The 18,375-nt window shown below is 68.4% G+C and carries 22 protein-coding genes; 10 read left to right on the top strand and 12 right to left on the bottom strand.

Going from position 1 to position 18,375, the window contains the following annotated elements; all coding sequences use genetic code 11:
- Positions 1-500, bottom strand: a 500-nt coding sequence (locus J4573_RS03910) for a DinB family protein (protein WP_208253776.1), incomplete at its 3' end; no start/stop codon positions are given.
- Positions 501-529: 29 nt separating this feature from the next.
- Here J4573_RS03910 and J4573_RS03905 point away from each other — a divergent pair.
- A complete protein-coding gene (locus tag J4573_RS03905) occupies positions 530-1,306 on the top strand; it encodes an alpha/beta fold hydrolase (protein WP_208253775.1) in 777 nt (258 codons plus the stop codon).
- Here J4573_RS03905 and J4573_RS03900 read toward each other — a convergent pair.
- Entirely contained in the window at positions 1,274-1,702 is a 429-nt protein-coding gene (locus tag J4573_RS03900; protein ID WP_208253774.1) for a VOC family protein, read from the bottom strand. The genes J4573_RS03905 and J4573_RS03900 overlap by 33 nt on opposite strands.
- Before the next feature lie 51 nt (positions 1,703-1,753).
- Positions 1,754-2,380 carry a maleylpyruvate isomerase N-terminal domain-containing protein gene (locus J4573_RS03895; RefSeq protein ID WP_208253773.1) on the bottom strand — a complete coding sequence of 209 codons (627 nt, stop codon included), beginning with the start codon at positions 2,378-2,380 and terminating at the stop codon, positions 1,754-1,756.
- A gap of 56 nt (positions 2,381-2,436) precedes the next feature.
- Here J4573_RS03895 and J4573_RS03890 point away from each other — a divergent pair, with 56 nt between their 5' ends.
- From J4573_RS03890 to J4573_RS03880, 3 genes are read left to right on the top strand one after another with little or no spacing between them, the layout of a single operon-like run.
- The gene (locus tag J4573_RS03890; RefSeq protein WP_243772463.1) at positions 2,437-2,790 is read left to right on the top strand and encodes a YciI family protein; all 354 of its coding nucleotides are present in this window, start codon (positions 2,437-2,439) and stop codon (positions 2,788-2,790) included.
- Positions 2,787-4,031, top strand: coding sequence for an RNA polymerase sigma factor (locus tag J4573_RS03885; RefSeq protein WP_307796473.1), 1,245 nt, complete (start codon positions 2,787-2,789; stop codon positions 4,029-4,031). The genes J4573_RS03890 and J4573_RS03885 overlap by 4 nt, the downstream gene beginning before the upstream one ends.
- 52 nt (positions 4,032-4,083) lie before the next feature.
- Positions 4,084-4,854, top strand: a complete 771-nt coding sequence (locus J4573_RS03880) for an alpha/beta fold hydrolase (RefSeq protein WP_208253771.1) — start codon at positions 4,084-4,086, stop codon at positions 4,852-4,854.
- A gap of 82 nt (positions 4,855-4,936) precedes the next feature.
- On the opposite strand, the gene J4573_RS03875 is transcribed toward J4573_RS03880, so the two are convergent.
- From J4573_RS03875 to J4573_RS03835, 9 genes are all read right to left on the bottom strand, one after another.
- A complete protein-coding gene (locus tag J4573_RS03875; protein ID WP_208253770.1) occupies positions 4,937-5,185 on the bottom strand; it encodes a hypothetical protein in 249 nt (82 codons plus the stop codon).
- Positions 5,186-5,336: 151 nt separating this feature from the next.
- Positions 5,337-6,362, bottom strand: coding sequence for a methyltransferase (locus tag J4573_RS03870; RefSeq protein ID WP_208253769.1), 1,026 nt, complete (start codon positions 6,360-6,362; stop codon positions 5,337-5,339).
- Between the two features lie 26 nt (positions 6,363-6,388).
- Positions 6,389-7,195 carry an ABC transporter permease gene (locus J4573_RS03865; protein WP_208253768.1) on the bottom strand — a complete coding sequence of 269 codons (807 nt, stop codon included), beginning with the start codon at positions 7,193-7,195 and terminating at the stop codon, positions 6,389-6,391.
- Positions 7,192-7,980, bottom strand: a complete 789-nt coding sequence (locus J4573_RS03860; RefSeq protein WP_208253767.1) for an ABC transporter permease — start codon at positions 7,978-7,980, stop codon at positions 7,192-7,194. Before J4573_RS03860 ends, J4573_RS03865 begins: the two co-directional genes overlap by 4 nt.
- A complete protein-coding gene (locus tag J4573_RS03855; protein ID WP_208253766.1) occupies positions 7,977-8,951 on the bottom strand; it encodes an ABC transporter substrate-binding protein in 975 nt (324 codons plus the stop codon). Before J4573_RS03855 ends, J4573_RS03860 begins: the two co-directional genes overlap by 4 nt.
- A 102-nt stretch (positions 8,952-9,053) precedes the next feature.
- Positions 9,054-9,701: a TetR/AcrR family transcriptional regulator gene (locus tag J4573_RS03850; RefSeq protein ID WP_208253765.1), complete on the bottom strand. Its 648-nt coding sequence runs from the start codon at positions 9,699-9,701 to the stop codon at positions 9,054-9,056.
- Between the two features lie 186 nt (positions 9,702-9,887).
- Positions 9,888-10,520, bottom strand: a complete 633-nt coding sequence (locus J4573_RS03845; protein ID WP_208253764.1) for a TetR/AcrR family transcriptional regulator — start codon at positions 10,518-10,520, stop codon at positions 9,888-9,890.
- A gap of 51 nt (positions 10,521-10,571) precedes the next feature.
- Positions 10,572-11,231 carry an aggregation-promoting factor C-terminal-like domain-containing protein gene (locus J4573_RS03840; RefSeq protein ID WP_243772319.1) on the bottom strand — a complete coding sequence of 220 codons (660 nt, stop codon included), beginning with the start codon at positions 11,229-11,231 and terminating at the stop codon, positions 10,572-10,574.
- A gap of 291 nt (positions 11,232-11,522) precedes the next feature.
- The gene (locus J4573_RS03835) at positions 11,523-12,035 is read right to left on the bottom strand and encodes a MarR family winged helix-turn-helix transcriptional regulator (protein WP_307796472.1); all 513 of its coding nucleotides are present in this window, start codon (positions 12,033-12,035) and stop codon (positions 11,523-11,525) included.
- 210 nt (positions 12,036-12,245) lie between these two features.
- On the opposite strand from J4573_RS03835, the gene J4573_RS03830 reads away from it, so the two are divergent.
- Genes J4573_RS03830 through J4573_RS03805 form a run of 6 tightly spaced genes read left to right on the top strand, consistent with a single transcriptional unit; the run spans position 12,246 to position 18,314 of the window.
- Entirely contained in the window at positions 12,246-13,049 is an 804-nt protein-coding gene (locus tag J4573_RS03830; RefSeq protein ID WP_208253762.1) for an MlaE family ABC transporter permease, read from the top strand.
- Positions 13,049-13,903: an MlaE family ABC transporter permease gene (locus tag J4573_RS03825; protein WP_208253761.1), complete on the top strand. Its 855-nt coding sequence runs from the start codon at positions 13,049-13,051 to the stop codon at positions 13,901-13,903. The genes J4573_RS03830 and J4573_RS03825 overlap by 1 nt, the downstream gene beginning before the upstream one ends.
- Positions 13,900-15,054: an MCE family protein gene (locus tag J4573_RS03820; RefSeq protein ID WP_208253760.1), complete on the top strand. Its 1,155-nt coding sequence runs from the start codon at positions 13,900-13,902 to the stop codon at positions 15,052-15,054. The genes J4573_RS03825 and J4573_RS03820 overlap by 4 nt, the downstream gene beginning before the upstream one ends.
- Positions 15,051-16,172, top strand: a complete 1,122-nt coding sequence (locus J4573_RS03815; protein ID WP_208253759.1) for an MCE family protein — start codon at positions 15,051-15,053, stop codon at positions 16,170-16,172. The genes J4573_RS03820 and J4573_RS03815 overlap by 4 nt, the downstream gene beginning before the upstream one ends.
- Positions 16,172-17,206 (top strand): MCE family protein, encoded by a 1,035-nt coding sequence (locus J4573_RS03810; protein WP_208253758.1) that lies wholly within the window; start codon positions 16,172-16,174, stop codon positions 17,204-17,206. Before J4573_RS03815 ends, J4573_RS03810 begins: the two co-directional genes overlap by 1 nt.
- Before the next feature lies 1 nt (position 17,207).
- Entirely contained in the window at positions 17,208-18,314 is a 1,107-nt protein-coding gene (locus J4573_RS03805) for an MCE family protein (protein ID WP_208253757.1), read from the top strand.
- Positions 18,315-18,375: the final 61 nt, after the last annotated feature.

Below are 18,375 nucleotides of genomic sequence, written 5' to 3'. Positions count from 1 at the left end.
TCGTCGACGCGGTCGTGGTCTCCGGAGGCGCCGTCGATGAGCTCGCGCACGATGTCCATGTGACCGGCGTGCCGCGCGGTCTCCTCGATCATGTGGATGAGCACCCAGCGCAGCGTCATCGACTCGCCGCGCTCGTTGGTGCCGAGGTCCTCGATGCCGAACTTCTCGATCACCCGGTCCGAGGAGGCGCGGGCCCGTTCATAGAACGCCAGGACGTCGGCCGTGCTCTCGCCCGGGTCCACGCGCAGGTCGGCGTCCTCGTCATCGTCGTCGAACGGGAGTTCCTCGTGCTCCTGGCCGAACGTGTCGGCGAACCACCAGTACTCGACCGCCGCCAGATGCTTGACCAGGCCGAGCAGGTTCGTGCCTGACGGGGTCATCGGCCGCCGCAGTGCCTCGTCGTCCAGCCCCTCGACCTTCCACAGGACCGCCTCGCGATGCCGGTCCATGCTGGCCTGGAGGCTTTCCTTCTCATCGCCGGTGTACGGCACTCGTTTCATCCGGGGAACGTAACAGTAGAGTCCGGCGCATGCCCACTGTGTTTTCCGAGGATGGGACAGCCATTGCCTACCAGGTCAGAGGGCAGGGCGACCCCCTCGTTCTGATCGCCGGACAGGCCAACAGTCACCACTGGTGGGACGAGGTCCGCGACGACTTCGAGGGCCGCTTCCGCACGATCACGTTCGACTACCGGGGGACCGGCGATAGCGACAAACCCGACCAGCCGTACACGACGCGAGGCTTCGCCGACGATGTGATCGCCATCCTGGACGGCCTCCGCATGGACCGAGTCCACGTCTACGGCACCTCGATGGGCGGCCGGGTCGCGCAGTGGCTGGCGGTGGATCATCCTGAACGGGTCGGATCGCTCGTCCTCGGCTGCACCTCGCCGGGCGGCGAGCACGGTGTCGAACGTGGCCACGACGTGCGCAAGTCGCTCGCCCAGGCCGACAGGTCCAGGGCTGAGCGAGCGCTCCTTGAGCTGATGTACACGCCTGGGTGGCTCGCGACCCACCCAGACCCGTACAACGTCATCGGCGACCCGACCATGCCGCCCTACGCGCGCCGCCGTCACTTCGCGGCGAGCGCGGGCCACGACGCCTGGGAGGTCCTCCCGAACATCACGGCGCCGACCCTGGTCGTCCATGGGACCGACGACATCTTCAACCCCGCCGCCAACGCGTCCCTGCTCACCGATCGCATCCCCGGCGCGAAGATGCATCTCATCCAGGGCGCGCGGCACGCCTACTTCGAGGAGTTCCGCGAGCAGGCCTCACCCCTGGTCCTGGACTTCCTCACCGGTTAGGCCGGGACGGTAGATGCCGAAGGTCCACTCGTAGCCCTCAAGGTCCAGGACGCGGCACCGGTAGTTGCCCCACTTGGTGGCCTCGGGCTTCCAGATCGGTGTCGCGCCCTCCTTGACCGCGTCGGCGAAGACCGCGTCCACCTCGCCCTCCGACGCGACGCCGACGTAGGTGCCGTGGCCGACCGTCTCGCCCTTGACCTCGATGCGGTCGCGCCCCGCGTCGTCGCTGAAGACGATGATCGCGATGTCGCCGCGCCGGAGCTCGGCGTGCATGATGCCGCCCTTGTCGTCGGCCGCCTCGATCGTCGTCTCGAAGCCGAAGGCGCGCTCCAGCCAGCGCAGGGCGGCTGGAGCGTCGGTGTAGCTGAAGTAGGTGTGCAGCGTTGTGGAAGTCATGCCTCCAGACTGGCCTGCGTGTAGGCCAGGAGCCGTCCTCTACAGAAAGGATCAGAAGGCGGCGATCGTCTCGGGGGCTCGTTCGGCACGGCTGAGGGCGCGCAGCACCGGGGTGAGGCCGTGCTTGCGGACGGCCAGCCGGGTCAGCAGCACCGCCACGACGTCCGTGGCCTCGTCCGGCAGTACGGGCGTGGGCAGGCCGACGCTCACCGCGAGATCGTCGGAGTGAACGGCCAGCTCCATCAGACGAGTGATGAGCAGGTCGTTCAGGCTCAGAGACCACCGCACCCACGGCAGGAACACCGGCCGGTCCTCGGGCATCGTCTCGCGCAGGTCGCCCAGCGCGGCGCGGGCCCGGTTGACCATCGCGGCGGGACCCTCCGCCGCAGCGTCCTCGCCGGTCTTCCGGATGATCACGTTCGCCTCGTGATCGAGGCCGGAGGTGGTCCAGGCGACCCGCTCGTAGTGGTCGAGGAGCCCGATCGGCGGCTCGGGCGGCAGGGGGGCGTCCAGCACGCGGCGCACGTTGAAGATCTGGGAGGCCAGGTGCTCGGCCAGGCCGCCCACCGTGAAGCCCTCCAGGGCGCTGGGCTCGTGCCACGCGGCGGCTACGGCGGGGTCCGCGAGCAGCTCAACGGCACTGTCGGCGACCATGAAGTAGGACTTTTTGTCGTTCATGAAGGCCATAGTCTCTGGGAGACGTAGAACAGGGGAAGGTCGCGATCGTGAAGTACATGGTGATCATCTACGGCAACAAGGAGCTGTGGGACTCGTTCTCGCCGGACGACTTCCGCGAGCACATCGGCGCGCAGGACGCCTTCAACAAGCGCTACAAGGAGTCCGGCGAGCTGCTCGGCGCCTACGGGACCGCCGACGCCGACCAGGCCAAGACCGTCCGGGTCCGCGAGGGCGTCCCGGCCGTCACCGACGGGCCCTACCTGGAGTCCAAGGAGTACCTGGCCAGCTGGTACATGCTCGACGTGCCCACCGAGGAACGCGCCCTGGAGATCGCCGCCGAGATCCCGTTCGCCTCGTTCCGCGCGGTGGAGGTCTGGCCGATCAAGCACGACGCCTGGGACAGAATGTGACCCAAGGGCCGGATGAGCCGCTGGGCGATCTGCTGCGCCGGCTGACGCCGCAGGTCATCGGTGCGCTCATGCGGCGGTACGGGCGGTTCGACGCCTGCGAGGACGCCGTCCAGGAGGCGCTGCTCGCCGCCGCGACCCAGTGGCCCGAGCAGGGCACGCCGGACAACCCGTACGGCTGGCTGGTCACGGTCGCCACGCGCCGCTTCACCGACTGGGTGCGCAGCGACGCCGCCCGCCGCCGGCGCGAGGACGACGACGCGCTGGCGACCCCCGACCTGCACGCCCCGGCCGCCGACGAGGACACCGCCGGGGACGAGGACGACAGCCTGACCCTGCTGTTCCTGTGCTGCCATCCGGCCCTGTCGCCGCCGTCGCAGATCGCCCTCACCCTCCGCGCGCTCGGCGGGCTCGGCACGGCCGAGATCGCGCACGCCTTCTTCGTTCCCGAGGCGACGATGGCGCAGCGGATCAGCCGCGCCAAGCAGACCGTGCGCAAGGCGGGCGCGACGTTCGAGCTGCCGCCCGCGAGTGAACGCGAGGAGCGGTTGCGGACGGTTCTGCACGTTCTCTACCTGATGTTCAACGAGGGCTACACCGCGATGGCGGGCGCCGACCTCCAGCGCCGCGACCTCACCGCGGAGGCTGTACGCCTCGCGCGCATGCTGCGGGAACGGCTCCCCGGCGACAGCGAGGTGGCCGGTCTCCTCGCGCTCATGCTGCTGACCGAGGCGCGCCGGAACGCCCGCACCGGGCCTGACGGGTCGTTGGTACCGCTGGCCGAGCAGGATCGCGAACGCTGGGACCGCGCCCTGATCGCCGAGGGCGTCGAGATCATCACCAGGACGCTGGAGAGCACGAGCGGGCTCGGCCCGTACCAGCTCCAGGCGGCGATCGCGGCCGTGCACGACGAGGCGCCGCGCGTCGAGGACACCGACTGGCCGCAGATCCTCGCCCTGTACGGGCTGCTGGAGCAGGCCGCGCCAGGCCCGATGGTCACCCTGAACCGCGTCGTCGCCGTCGCCATGGTCCACGGCCCGGACGAGGGCCTGAAGATCCTCGACGGGCTGGAGACCGACGAGCGGATGGCCGAGCACCACCGGCTGCACGCCGTACGGGCCCACCTGCTGGAGATGGCGGACCGCCCGGACGAGGCCCGCGACAGTTACCGCACGGCCGCCCGCTACACCACGAGCCTTCCCGAGCAGCGCTACCTGGAGGGCAAGTCCGCGGCGCTGCGATGAGTCTCGCCGCCTACGCGGGTCTACCTCCTCGAACGATGACCAAGGAGATGCAATGAGCAGCGGCTTCGCGCATGTGAACGGCTTGAAGATCTACTACGAGGTCCATGGTGAGGGCGGTGAGCGGCCGCTGGTGCTCCTGCACGGCGGCGCGCACACGATCGAGCTGTCCTTCGGCCGGGTCCTGCCCGCGCTCGCCGAGCACCGCCAGGTCGTCGCGATCGAGCTCCAGGGACATGGGCGCACGGCCGACACCGACCGGGAGATGAGCATCGAGGCGTTCGCCGACGACGTCCTCGGGGTCCTCGATCACCTCGGCATCGAGCGCGCGGACATCCTGGGCTTCAGTCTGGGCGGTCTGACCGCCCTGCAGTTCGGGCTGCGCCATCCCCGCCGCACGGGGCGCCTGGTCTTGCTGTCCGCGAACTACCGGCCGGACGGCGTTCACGAGGAGATCCGCGCGAACGATCCCGGCTCCACGCGGATGCCGACCAAGGCCGATTTCGCGGAGATGCGCGATGCCTATGTCGAGGTCGCTCCCGACCCCGGTCACTTCGAGACGTTCCTGGGCAGGCTCAGCGTTCTTGTGAACAAGACCTGGCAGGGCTGGTCGGACGAGGAGCTCTCCGGCCTCGGGTCGCCGGCCCTGATCATGATCGGTGACCAGGACTTCACCAAGCCCGGACACGCGGTCCGGATGCAGGAGCTCATCTCCGGCTCGCAGCTCGCGGTGCTCCCGGACACCAAGCACGTCCAGATCGTCAATCGCCCCGACTTCGTCCTTCCGATGGTCGAGAAATTCCTCGACTGGTCTCGCGTTTCATAGTGGCCATATCGGCCCTATTGGCAACAGAGAATTCTCCGCCCGAGCCATGGTCTCGGAACGGAGAATTCTCAGGACGACTGGGTTACTTCACCCACATGGTCCAGTGTCCGTTGTCCGGGGCGCACGCGAATTGGGTGTAGCCACCGTTGTTCTCCGGATGGGCGACGTAGTCGACCCCGTCCACCTGGCAGGCGAACAGATTCGGATAGCCGCCCGCGGCCACCGTCCACGTTCCGGGGTCGGCGTGCGCGGTGCCCGTGGTCAGCGAGACCGTGGCCATGGCGGCACCGGCGATCAGGCCGGCGGCGGCGAGGGAGCGCCAGGACTTCATGCACATCTCCTTTGAAGGTCGGCCGGGACCACATTGGCCGCCGGCTCCTTGCTCGTCGTACATGAAGTCCGATGCCGCTACCGTGACGCGAGTTCGCAGTGTTAAGAGAATTTATGGAAAAGCACTCGCCGGTCGCCGGCAGTTCCCTGTGTCACCGGGGGCGGGCGTCGATGATGCTGCCGTCGTTCGACAACTCGACGACGTCCTCGATCCGCAAATCCGCCTGAGCCAGCAACTCCGCATATTCGTGACGGCTGCGTTCGGGAGCGTCGGTGAACAAAGCCAGCATCCGCATGTCGATGTCCTTGCCGACATGCGGGTCGTCCCCGTCGGGCAGCACGTACTCCAGGATGAGCACTCGCCCTTCAGGTGACATCGCCTTGCGCACGTTCTGCAGGATCCGCACGCAGTTCTCGTCCGACCAGTTGTGCAGCACGCTTCCCAGCAGGTACGCGTCCCCGTCCGACGGCACGTTCGCGAAGAAGTCCCCGGCGACGCACTCGCACCGTTCCGCCAGGCCCGCCTCGGCGATGGCATCCCGCGCGGACGTGATGACGTGGTCGACGTCGAACAGGACGGCCCGCAGCTCCGGATGGCGGGGCAGGATCGCGCGCAGGTAGTGGCCGTTGCCGCCGCCCACGTCCACCAGAGTCCCGATGCCCCCGTAGTCATAGAGCGACGCGGCGGCCTCGATCAGTGGCACCGCGCGCGAGTACATGTACGCGTCGAACAGGCGCGCCAGCTCGGCGTCGGCGCGCAGGCTCTCGTACATGCCGCCGTAGTGGTCGGCGAACGCGGAACGCCCCTGCCGCACGGTGACCGGCAGGTGGTCCATGGCGTAGCGGAACGTCGGGTGCGCGTTCATCAGCACGCCAGCACGCATCGACCCGTCCGTGCACAGGGTCGCGCCCGCCGGAGTGAGCGCATACCGGCCGCCCTCAGCGGAGGCGACCACACCTATGGAGGCGAGCTCGCGCAGCACGCGGCCGAGGGCGGGAGCGTCGGCGCCGCAGCGTACGGCCAGTTCGGTGGGGGTGAGCGGCCCGCGGTCGCGCAGGTGGTCGGCGGCGCCCAGATCGGCTAGTACGGCCAGGGCGGCGAAACGAGAGAGGCCCCCGATGACGTCCACGATGAGATTGGCGGGATCAGTGAGGTAGGCGGAGTCGGCGTCGGTCATCTTTCCCTTTCCGGGGTCGGGCGGGGTCAGTTGATTCGGCCGGCACCTGAGCCGGACGTGGCGGCTCGGTGCCAGGCCAGTAGACGACGTTCGGCGACCGAGAACAAGGCATTAAGAAGCAGGCCGAGGACTCCGAGCAGGACGATGCCGCCCCACACCCCGGGGGCGTTGAAGTTGCGCTGCTGGTCCAGCAGCTCGTAGCCGATGCCCTCGGTGCTGCCGTTCATCTCCGAGATCACCATCAGGATCAGCGCCAGCGACAGGCTGAGCCGCAGCCCGGCGAAGATCTTGGGGGAGGCGGCGGGCAGGAGGACGCGCACCAGTCGCTGCCGGCGCGACAGCCGGAAGACCGCTGCGGTGTCCAGGTGCAGCGGGTCGACCGCGCGGGCGCCGTCGATCGCGTTCAGCAGGATCGGCCAGACGATCCCGAACACGATCGTGGCCAGCTGCATCTGCGTGCCGCCGCGGAACAGCGCGATGAAGAACGGCAGCAGCATGATCGGCGGGATCGCGTAGCCGAAGTGCACCAGTGGCCGGACATAGGCGTACGCCTTCGCCGAACGCCCCAGCGCCACCCCGAGCGAGATCCCGATCAGCCCCGCGACCACCCACCCGGTGAGCAGCCGCAGCACGCTGCCGGGAACGTCGGTCAGCGCCGCGTCCGTCAGCCACAGATGCGAGGCGGGCCCGCTCAGCCACAGCTCCCGCATCGCCGACACGATCGTGGACGGCGGCGGGTAGTTGACGTCCTCCTTCCCCCGCGCCCAGACCTCCCACACCGCGAGCACCACCGGCACCGGCACCAGCCGCAGCGCCCAGCCCCCGAGGTTCACGCGGCACCCGCCTCCGCGGTACGGGCCACATGCCAGCGGAACGCCCTCCGCTCGGCCAGCCCGAACAGCTCGTTGAACGCCACCCCGAACGCCCCCGCCCACACCGTCGCCGCGATGATCATCTCCACGCCCTCGACGCTGGCGCCCGCCTTGATGACGAACGTGCCGATGCCCGCGACGCCGCCGCCCATGAGCTCGGCGCTGATCGCCAGGATGAGCGCGATCGCCAAGGCCAGCCGCACGCCGGTCGCGATGAACGGCGCGGTGCTCGGCAGCGACACCCGCAGCAGCACGCTCAGCCGGCCGAACCCGAAGCCGCGCAGCGTGTCCTTGGCCAGCGGGTCCACCTCGCCCAGCCCGTACACCGTGTTGATCAGCACCGGCCAGACCGCGCCGAACACGATCACCGCCAGCTTCATGTCCAGCGCGTCCGGGAAGATCAGCAGCGCCAGCGGGATCACCGCCACCGACGGGATCGGCCGCAGGAACTCGATGAACGGCCGCGCCGCCGTCGCCACCCCCGGCACCGAGCCGATCAGTAGCCCGGCCGGGACCCCGATCGCCACCGTCAACAGCAGCCCGTACGCCCAGGCGGTGAGGGTCGCGGCGACATCCGCGCGGAAGCCACCGTCGGCCGCGAGCCGCCCGGCACGTTCCAGCACCGCCGACACCGGCGGCAGCACCTTGGCGTCCACCAGCCCGGCCCGGCCGGCGACCTCGGCGAGGCCGAGGAACACCGCGACGCCGACCGTGCCGCGAAGCAGGTCGGCGCGCGAGGTGGTCATCCGCCCGTTCCGGCGATGGCGGCCTTGGCGTCGGCCTTCTCCTTCAGGTAGCCGTACTGCAGCATCAGGTCGGGGACGCGCTGGATCACCGCGGGATCGACGGTCGTCGGGTAGACGGGCAGCGTGATCGCCTTCACCGTCGCCGCGTCGATCGGCGCGTACGTCGGCATGATCTTCTGCACGGAGGTCGGATCGCTCGCCGCGATCCGCTGCGCCTTGCCGACGGCGCGCTGGAACGCCGCGACCGTCTTGGGGTCGGCCTTGGCGAACTTGTCCGAGACCGCCCAGCCCGCGATCGGCAGGTTCGCGGTCGCGCCGGTCATGGTGTCGCCGATGGACCGCATGCCGAGCTTGGCCGTCCCGGCCGTGATGAACGGCTCGGTCATCCAGGCCGCGTCGACGTCGCCCTTCTGCACCGCCTGCGCCATGTTGGGGAACGGGTACTCGACGAACTTCACGTCCTTCGGGTCCACACCCTGCGCCTTCAGCGTGGAGACCACCGACAGTTCACCGACGTTCTTCAGGGTGTTGACGGCGATCCGCTTGCCCTTGAGGTCGGCGGGCGTCTTCAGCGCGGACGTCTTGGTGACCATGAGGTCGTACAGATGTGGCCTGGCCTGCGCCGCGTTCGCGACGATCTCCAGTTTGTTGCCTCTGGAACGGGCCAGGAAGAGCGACACATAATTGGTCAGAGTGACGTCAAGGCCGCCGCCCAGCAGTTTCTGCATGGCGGGCGCGCCGCCCTGGATCGTCTCGAGCTTGACGGTGAGCCCCTCGGCCTTGAAGAAGCCCTGCGCGCTGGCGATCGCGACGGGCGCCGAGTCGGGGATCGGGATGACACCCACGGTGAGCTGGGACTTCTCAAGACCGTTCGGCCCGGTGGACTTCTTGTCGGACCCGCCGCAGGAGGCGCCGGCGACCAGCGCCATCGACACGGCGAGCGAAGCTGCAAGGGAACGATGGACCCGCATGCACGGACTGTAACCCCGGAATGATCCACACAGAAAGGCCCTATTCGCGCGGGCCTTGACCACTATTCCGACCGCCTGCGCACCTTTGTTTCAAAGGGAGTGTTATTTGAGAGGCGCGAAGAGCGGTTTGATGCCCGCGATGAGCTGCCGTATCACCGGCCGCTGCTCGGCGGGCGTACGGCCGCGCAGGTCCAGCACAGGGTCGAGCCCGTCGTAGTACGGCGACAGCGCGAGATAGGGGAGCGCCATCAGCATCAGCGTGGCCAGCACGTCCAGGTCGGCGTCGGCCCGGATCTCGCCGCGTTCCTGCCACAGCTGGAGCGTCGGATGGATGACCTGCAGGTAGTGCTGGTTGGCGGTGTCGCGCACGACCGACCGGACGCTGTTGTCGAGCTCGAAGTTGGTGGCGGCGGTGACGGCGCGTTCCAGCGGATGGTCGGCCATGTACTCGGTCCACTCGCACAGCACGTCGAACAGCCAGCCGTCGAAGGTCTGCTCGAAGTCCAGCAGGGCGATCCGCCGCTCCATCTCCTCGCGGATCCGGCGGGAGGCCTCGTCGCAGACGAACGCGAAGAACTCCAGCTTGTCGCTGAAGTACTGGAACAGCGAGCCCTTGGCGATCCCGGCCTCGCGGGCGATGGTGTTCAGGCTTCCGGTCGAGTAGCCGTGATCTCCGAACTCGCGCATCGCCACCACGAGCACGCGCTCGCGCTTGGCGACGTTGAGGCGGAACCAGGTGGAGGTCGGCATGGGAGCGGGGAGTCTCCGTTGTGCGTCCGGTGGATCGTGCGGGGGTTGGATCGTGCGGGGGTTGGATCGTGCGGGGGGTGATCTGCGTCGGTTCGTGCGTCGGTCCTGCGTCAGGCGATCAGTCAGCGGCGGGTGATCTGAGGGTCAGAGTAGCGGCCTAGTTTCACTCCGCGCCCATCAACACCCTCAGCGGGCCAATCGAATGAGAATACGGCAAACCTCATCGATGATTTCAGTCGCCTCCGCTTCGTCGTCGGCCAGCGCGATCTCCCGGCCGCCCTCCCCGATGACGGTCGTGAGGACCAGGCTCAGCACCTGTGTGGCCCGGTCGCCGCCGTGCCCGCTCAGCAGCTTGGTGTTCTGGCCGATCCACTTCTGCGCGCGGCTGCGGCGCATCAGCGAGAAGCCGGACGGCCCCTCGCCGCCGTGGAAGAGCCGGGCCGCCTCGCGTTCCTCCCAGCAGACCTCCAGGTAGGCACGGGCACCGGCGATGAACAGCGCGATCGGGTCGGTCTCGCCCGCCTTGCGCGCCGCCGCGACCGCGCTCGCCGCGCTCTCCTCCTGCTCGCTGGTGAGCTCCTCCCACAGCGCCAGGTAGAGGCCCGCCTTGCCGCCGTAGTGGTGGTAGAGGCTGCCGACGCTTATCCCGGAGCGTTCGACGATCTCGGCGATGCCCGCGTCGCCGAACCCGCGGTCGGCGAAGACCTCCTGGGCCGCCGTCAGCAGCGCCTGCCGGGTGGCGTCGGCCCGGGCCCACTGCCGCCCGAGGTTCGCGCCGCCCTCCGTGCCGTTCGCCTGGCGCGCCTTGCTGGTCCGCATCTTCACATGGTGGCACGCCGCGCGATCTCGTTGAACGCGCTGGTCTGCGGATTAGTACCAGTTGTGCGCCTGCCACCAGGACCAAGCGCCGCAGGGGTCCTTGTAGCGGGCCTTGATGTAGCCGAGTCCCCAGGCGATCTGAGTGGGGGAGCTGGTGCGCCAGTCGGCGCCCTCGCTGGCCAGCTTGGAGCCGGGCAGCGCCTGCGGGATGCCGTACGCGCCGCTGGAGGGGTTGGTGGCCCGCTCGTTCCAGCCGCTCTCGTGCTCCCAGAGGGTCTTCAGCGACGGCCAGCAGTCGCCCCAGCCCTTGGCCGCGCTCATCTTCTTGCCGTACGCCTGGTTCTGGGCGGAGCTGGGGTTCATCTTGGCCAGCCGCTCGCGCTCCTGCTCGGCCTTCAGCTTGGCCCTGGCCTTGGCGTCGCGCTTGGCCTTCTCCTTGAGGGCCTTGAGCTCCTTCTGCTCCTTCTCGTACGCCCGCTTCTTGGCGGCCGCGACCGCGTCGGCGGCGATGGGGTCCATGTCGGAGCTCTGCGCCATGGCGAGCATGTCGTTCGCCGACACGTCCGACGGGACCCCCACCGGGGGCTTGTCCGAACCCAGCCCCAGCTTGGATCCGATGCCCTCGAAGTCCAGGAACACCACGCCGCCGGCGAGCGCCAGCGCCGCCACGAGCGTGATCGTGACGTTGTTGGTGAGGGCCCGCCTCGCCATCCCGGGGCCCTTCGGCTCGGCCGGGAGAGGCGGCAGCGAATGCTCGTCCGAGTCCAGGTAGCCGGGGGTCTCATGGGTGCCGCGGGGGAGCGATTCGCGCCGTGGCTCCCGCCGCCGCCCGCCGCCGCGGCCTTGCTGGGACCGCTGTTTCGAACGGGGCGCCGAGGATCGTCTGCGCGTGCCGGGACTCTGAGGCATGGAAGTAGATTGCCTTATCGCCGGAGTGGTTTCGCCTTCGATGACCAGGTACGCACGCGTCTTCACGCTCGGTTCACGATCACCGGGGACTTTCTAGAGCTCCAGGTCGCCGATGGCAAGCCGTGCCGGTTGGAGCGCCGAGAACAGGTCCTCGTGCAGTCCGCCCAGCGCCGCGAGCGCTCCTTCGGGTGCCTCCAGCGACTCGTTCACCGCGCCCGCCCGCTGCGTTCCCTCCTCGGTGATGGCGACCAGCGTCGCCCGCCGGTCGCGTGGATGAGGGGTCCGCGTGACCAGACCGGCGGCCTCGAGCTGGTCGACCGTCAGCTTCACCGTCGTCGGGTGCATGATGAGGATCCGGCCGAGCGTGCTCAGCCGGGCACGCCCGTTCGTGGTGAGCGCGAGCGTCGTCAGAAGGAAATAGCCGGTACGGCTCAGACCGTGCTCTTTCAGCTCGGTGTCCAGGGCCTTCTTCACGTACTGGTTGAGCCGTCCGACCGAGCAGATGGCCATGAACGCCCAGGGTTCTCCGGGCAGTCTCTGCCCGTCCCAGCGGTCCCGGATGCCGGTGACCAGCGGATCAACGCTTCCTTGCGTCTCGATTTGCACCGGCTGATCGTAGCTTCGGACAAATCAGGATGTAAGTACTCGCTTCTTAGACCTTCTTCCAATAGAGTGCTCCAGATCACAGGCGGTGCCAGTGTTGTTGTCCAACGATGAGCGTGTCGCCAGTGATCTATCGGATGGGCGCCGACGTCCGAGACAGAAGGAGGCTGGAATGACCCTTCACGCCACCCCCGCTGGGGAGGGTCCCGCCTGATGACGATGAGCCTGAACAAGGCTCCTGCCCTGGCCCGCAGACGGTTCGAGCGCATGCTCGACGAGACAGGCCTGCTGTGCGTGACCCTCCTGGAGGGTTTGCGCCGCACCTGGGACGTGCGCCAGTGGTGGGGCGAGTTCATCGAGCAATGCTGGTTCCTCGCCCGCGTCACGAGCGTGCCGGTCATGCTCATCGCGGTGCCGCTGGGCGCCACCATCTCGCTGCAGGTGGGCGACATCGCCCGGCAGCTCGGCGCCGCCTCGGGAACCGGGGCCCTGCTGGTCGCCGCGATGGTCCAGCAGGTCGCGCCGCTCGCGGCCGCGCTGCTGGTGTCCGGCGTCGGCGGCTCGGCCATCACCTCCGACATGGGAGCGCGCAACATCCGCGACGAGCTCTCGGCCATGGAGGTCATGGGCATCAACCCCGTCCACCGCCTGGTCACCCCCAGGCTCTGGGCGGCGAGCACCGTTTCGGCCCTGCTCTGTTCGGTGGTGATCCTCGCCGGCGTCATGGGGGGCTATTACTTCAACGTCATCCAGCAGGGCGTCAGCCCCGGCGCGTTCTTCGACGGCGCCACCACCCTGCTGCAGTTCTCCGACCTGGTCATCACGATCTTCAAGGCCTGGGTGTTCGGCTTCATCGCCGCCGCGGTCGCCTGCTACATGGGCATGAACTGCGACTACGGGCCGGTCGGTGTCGGGCGCGCGGTCAACCAGGCGGTGGTGGTCACCTCGATCGTGGTCTTCGCCACGAACTACATCCTGACCACGATCTACCAGGTCCTCTTCCCCCCGAGGTTTTGATGGTCGCCATTTCCCCCGTACGCAGACTCGGCCGGGCGGTCTCGGACCGTTCCGCGGGCCTCGCCGCCTCGGCCAACCTCCCGATCTTCCTCGGCCGGGTGCTGTACCACCTGCTCTTCGACATCATCATCCGGCGCAAGTACGGCAAGACGCTCGCCAAGCAGGTCAGCGACATCACGATCGGTGTCGGCGCGCTGGTGATCGGCGGCGGCATGATCTTCGTCATCGCGACCATGTCGCTGGCGACCGGCGCCATCGTCGGGCAGCAGGGCTATCCGGGACTGGAACGCATCGGCGCGGAGGCGTTCACGGGCCTGGTGGCCAGCTACTCCAACGTCCGCGAGGTCACCCCGATCATCGCGGGCGTCGCGCTCGTCGCCCAGGTGGGCACCGGCTTCACCGCCGAGATCGGCGCGATGCGGATCTCCGAGGAGATCGACGCCCTGGAGGTCATGGGCATCAACTCGCTGGCCTACCTGGTCTGCACGCGGGTCGCCGCCGGCGTCATCGCGCTGGTGCCGCTCTACCTGGTGTCGCTGTTCATGGCCTTCTGGGCGACCAGATTCATCAGCGTCCAGATCTACGGGCTGTCGCCGGGCATCTACGACTACTACTTCCACCTGTACCTACCGCCCATTGATGTGTTCTACAGCGTCATCAAGGTGGCGGTCTTCGCGTTCATCATCATGTTCATCCACTGCTACCGCGGCTACTATGCCGCGGGCGGCCCGGTGGGCGTGGGAGTCGCCGCGGGTCGTGCGATCCGCGAGTCGACGATCCTGATGATCCTCATGAACCTCGTCCTCTCGTACATCTTCTGGGGCCACGGCAGCACAGTGAGGTTGACCGGATGAGCGAGGAAGCACTGTCCAGCCGCTCCCGGACGGTCTTCGGCCTGGTCGGCGCCGGCGTCATCGCCGCCGCCGCCACGTTCGTGGTGGTCGGGTCCCAGCCGTCGGTGGCGGGCTCGACCTACTACACCGCGACGTTCGGCCGGGCCGGGCAGGGCCTGGACCCCGGCAAGTCGGACGTGAAGATCCGCGGCATCACGGTCGGCGCCGTGCAGAGCGTGAAGCTGGACAACGCCGGCAAGGTCACCGTGAAGATCCGGGTCGACAAGGGCCAGAAGGTGTCCGACACCGCCAGCGCCACGATCGAGCCGGTCTCGGTGTTCGGCCCGAAGGACCTGGCGCTGGACCAGGGGGCGCACGAGCTCGGCGGCCCGTTCCTGCGCGACGGCGGCACGATCACCCAGACCAAGGACCCGCAGGAGCTGTCGGACACCGCCTGGCCGACCTACAACCTGACCAAGGCGATCAACCCCGACGAGGTGGCGGCGATCGTCCACACCTTCGGCGCGGGCCTGAACGGCCAGGGCCCGGCGCTGCGCCGCGTGGTGGACAACGGCAGCAAGGTGATCGACGCGACGCACGCCGACCGCGCGGTCATCCAGGGCCTCATCGCCAACGTGAGCAACCTGTCGGGCACGCTCGGCAGCCGGGGTGACACCTGGGTCGGCTTCACCCGCGACTTCAACGACCTGTCGCCCGCGCTGAACGGCCGGCCCGACAAGGTCTCCCAGCTGCTGGACCAGTCCGGGATCCTGGCCGACAAGGTCGGTGACTTCACCGACCAGCACGGCGCGAACATCGGCTCGATCATCGACAACGGCGGTGACGTGGCACACGCGCTGTCGGCCCGCCGCAACGACATCCCGATCCTGATCGACGGCCTGAACGGCTTCTTCGGCCTGCTCTCGCGGATCATCCGGGTGCCGGGCCCGCAGGGCTCGCAGCTCGCCCAGGTGAAGGTGCCGCTCTCGCTGGACCTGTGCCAGCTGTTCATCGACATCTGCCCGACGCCGCCGAAGAAGACCGCGTTCGACATGGCGCTTCCGGGCCAGAACAAGGCCGCCACGCAGAACGGCGCGCAGAAGCCCGCGACGCAGAACGGCGGCCGGAACGGCGCGCAGAACCCGGCCAAGGGAAGGGGGACCAAGCCATGAGCGTCTTCCGCCGCCTCAAATCGGGCCGTGGCCCCCAGATCGGCGTCACGGCCAAGTTCGTGGTCTTCGTCCTGCTGACCGGCGCGCTGACGTTCTTCATCGGCCAGCAGATCCTCGGGACCAGCTTCAACTCCCGCTACAAGCTCACCGCGACCTTCGACGACGTGTCCGGCCTCCTCCAGGGCGACATCGTCAAGATCGCAGGCACCCCGGTCGGCCAGGTGAAGTCGATCAAGGTCAAGGAGGGCCGCGCGGTCGTGTCGATGGAGATCGACAAGGACGTGCGGGTGCCCGACGACTCGACCGCCGCGATCCGCTGGCGCAACGCGATGGGCCAGCGCATCGTCTACCTGGAGCCCGGCACCAGCCCGAACAAGCTCGGCGCGAACGCCCGGGTGCCGAAGACGCGCTCGGTCGTCGACCTCGGCGACGTGGTCAACAGCCTCGGCCCGATCACCCAGAACCTGAACCCGGAACAGATCAACAAGATCCTGTTCTCGTTCTCCCAGGCGCTGGACGGCAACGAGCAGAACATCAACCTGATGATCACCAACCTGGACGGGCTGCTCCAGACGTTCGCCGCCCGCAAGGCGACCATCAGCGGGATGATCAAGAACTACGCGACCGTCAGCGACGCGGTCGCGGTCCGCGACAAGCAGATCGCCGCCAGCGTGGACAACCTCGAAGAGCTCACCAAGGTGTTCGCCAACAACCGGCAGCTGCTGGAGAACGCGGTCGTCGAGGTCTCGGGCGTCACGACCAACCTGAACCAGGTGCTCGGCGGCAACGACGCCCAGCTGGCCCGGATCGTCACCAATCTCGGGAACGTCGCCGAGACGTTCAAGCTGAACGTCGACCAGCTGGAGAAGATGGTGCAGAACCTCCCGCTGACGCTGCGGCAGCTGTTCGCGGCGGTCAACGGCGGTCACTTCATGCGGACGAACGCGCTGTGCCTGAACATCATGCAGGGGCCCTGCCCGTTCCCCATGCAGTTCCCGAAGGACCCGAACGCCAAGTCCTCCGCCAACTCCGGGCCGTCCAAGGCCGACCTGGACAAGCTCAGGCAGATGCTGGGCGCGGGCGGCGCGAACGGCGGGACCACCGGGGGCGGTAACTGATGGCCCTCAAGTCCCTGCGGGACGTCAACCAGAAGCTCGTCGCGATCGTGACGATCGCGGTGGTCGGCGCGGGCTGCGTGTTCGCCTTCGCGGTCGGCCAGCTGCACCTGTTCGACCAGGGCTACACGATGAGCGGCGTCTTCACCGACACCGCCGGCGTGAAGAAGGGCCAGGACGTGCGGCTGGCCGGGGTCAAGGTCGGCCGGATCACCTCGGTCGAGCCCGACTTCAAGCACGGCAACGTCGTGGTCACCTGGCATATCAACAAGGGCATCGACGTCGGCAAGGACGCGCACGCGGGCGTCGAGACCTCGACCCTGCTGGGCGGCCGCTACATGCGCCTGTCGGGGCCGGTCGCCAAGCCGTACATGGCGAGCCTGCCCGAGTCGCGGCGCCGGATCCCGGTCGAGCACACCAGCGTCCCGTTCACCGTCCCCGACGCACTCGAGGGCGCGCAGAACATCGTCGGCAAGCTCGACCAGAAGAGCATCGAGAAGCTGCTCACCGAGGTCACCAAGATCAAGTCGCCGAGCGCGGCCAAGCTGAAGCAGATCCTGCAGAACGTGCAGGGCCTGTCGCGGACGCTGAACGACTCCTACCCCGAGGTCCAGAAGCTGATCGAGAACAGCAAGACCATCACGGGCACGCTGGCGGCCAAGGACGACAAGCTCACCCAGATCGTCACCGACAGCCAGGTCCTGCTGCAGACGCTGGTGGACCGGCGGAACGAGCTGGCCGCCACGATCGGGCAGGGCAGCCAGACCGTGCGGACGCTCTCCAACGTGATCGGCAAGCACCAGGCGGAGCTGAACGGGCTGCTGGACAACCTGCACCTGCTGACGACCCGGCTGGCGCCCAACATGGACGCGCTCAACACCAACTTTTCGCTGCTCGGGCCGACCTTCACCCAGGTCGCCAACCTGAAGGGCAACGGCAAGTGGGTGGAGGGCATGATCACCGGGCTGGGCCCGCTGCAGCCGCCCGGCCCGATCTCCACGCGCCGGCCCCCGGCCAAGCAGGGCGGAGGCAACTGACATGCGGCTCACAGTGAACGCGACGAGGCTGCTGACCAGGCAGGCGCGCACCGGGATCATCGCGGGGCTGTCCCTGGCGCTGGTCGCCTCGGCCGGCGGCTGCTCGGTCATCTCCGGCGGCACGGGCGGCGAACGCGAGATGACCGTCTACCTGCCGAAGGCCAGGTCGTTCTACAAGCAGTCCAAGGTCAAGGTGATGGGCGCGGACGTCGGCCTGGTCGACAGCGTCAAGCCGTGCGACTCCTCCACCTGCCCGGGGATGCCCGACGACCGGATCAAGGTCACCTTCCATCTGAAGAAGGACGTGCCGCTCCCGCAGGGCGTGCAGGCCTCGGTCGTCCCGCTGAACCTGGTCGGCGAGCGCAACCTCGTGCTCCACCCGGCCTGGAAGCCGGGCCAGGCGAAGGAGACCGGCAACACGATCCCGATCGAGCGCACCTCGGTGCCGGTCGAGGTCGACGACGCGCTCTCCTCGTTCACCAACCTGGCGAACGCGCTGGACCCGACCAAGATGCAGACCGCGCTCGGCCAGGCGGCCGCCACGGTCAACGGCAACGGCAAGGACTTCAACGCCACCCTCGAACAGGGCGCGCGGCTGGTCCAGAACGTCGCCGGCCAGGACAAGGAGCTCATCGAGGTCGCGCAGAACCTGAACAAGCTGGCGGGCGTGGTCCGCGGCCGCGAGCAGATCCTCGGCTCGATGATCCGCAACTTCGGTGAGGCCACCCGGGTCCTCAGCTCCGAGCGCGGCGAGATCCAGGACCTGATCAGCGGCATCCTCGACCTGTCCAAGAACGGCGACAAGCTGATCCAGAAGTACAAGGGCCAGCTGCCCTACGACCTGGCGGTCCTCACCAAGACCTCGCTCATGCTGAAGGGCAACTCCAAGCAGCTCGCGCTGCTGCTGTCGTCCCTGCCGGGCGTCGGCAAGGCGTTCATCGGCGGCTACAACGACAAGAACAAGTCGCTGCAGATCCGCCTGGTCACCGACGCGGTGCTGCGCACCTGGCTGCAGGGGCTGCTGAACAAGGACGGCATCCCGTGCCCGCTGCCCGCACCGAACTCCAACTGCCCATGGATGAACAACGGGCAGAAGGGAGGCAACTGATGCGCGGCACCCGTTCCGCCCTCCTTCCCCCGACGAAGTCGGCTCGGGGGGTGTGGGGGGT

Origin of the sequence: Actinomadura barringtoniae (assembly GCF_017573505.1) — a bacterium.
Lineage (GTDB): Bacteria > Actinomycetota > Actinomycetes > Streptosporangiales > Streptosporangiaceae > Spirillospora > Spirillospora barringtoniae.
The sequence above is the reverse complement of the archived record's forward strand: the minus strand, read 5'-3'. Positions and strand labels throughout refer to the sequence as shown.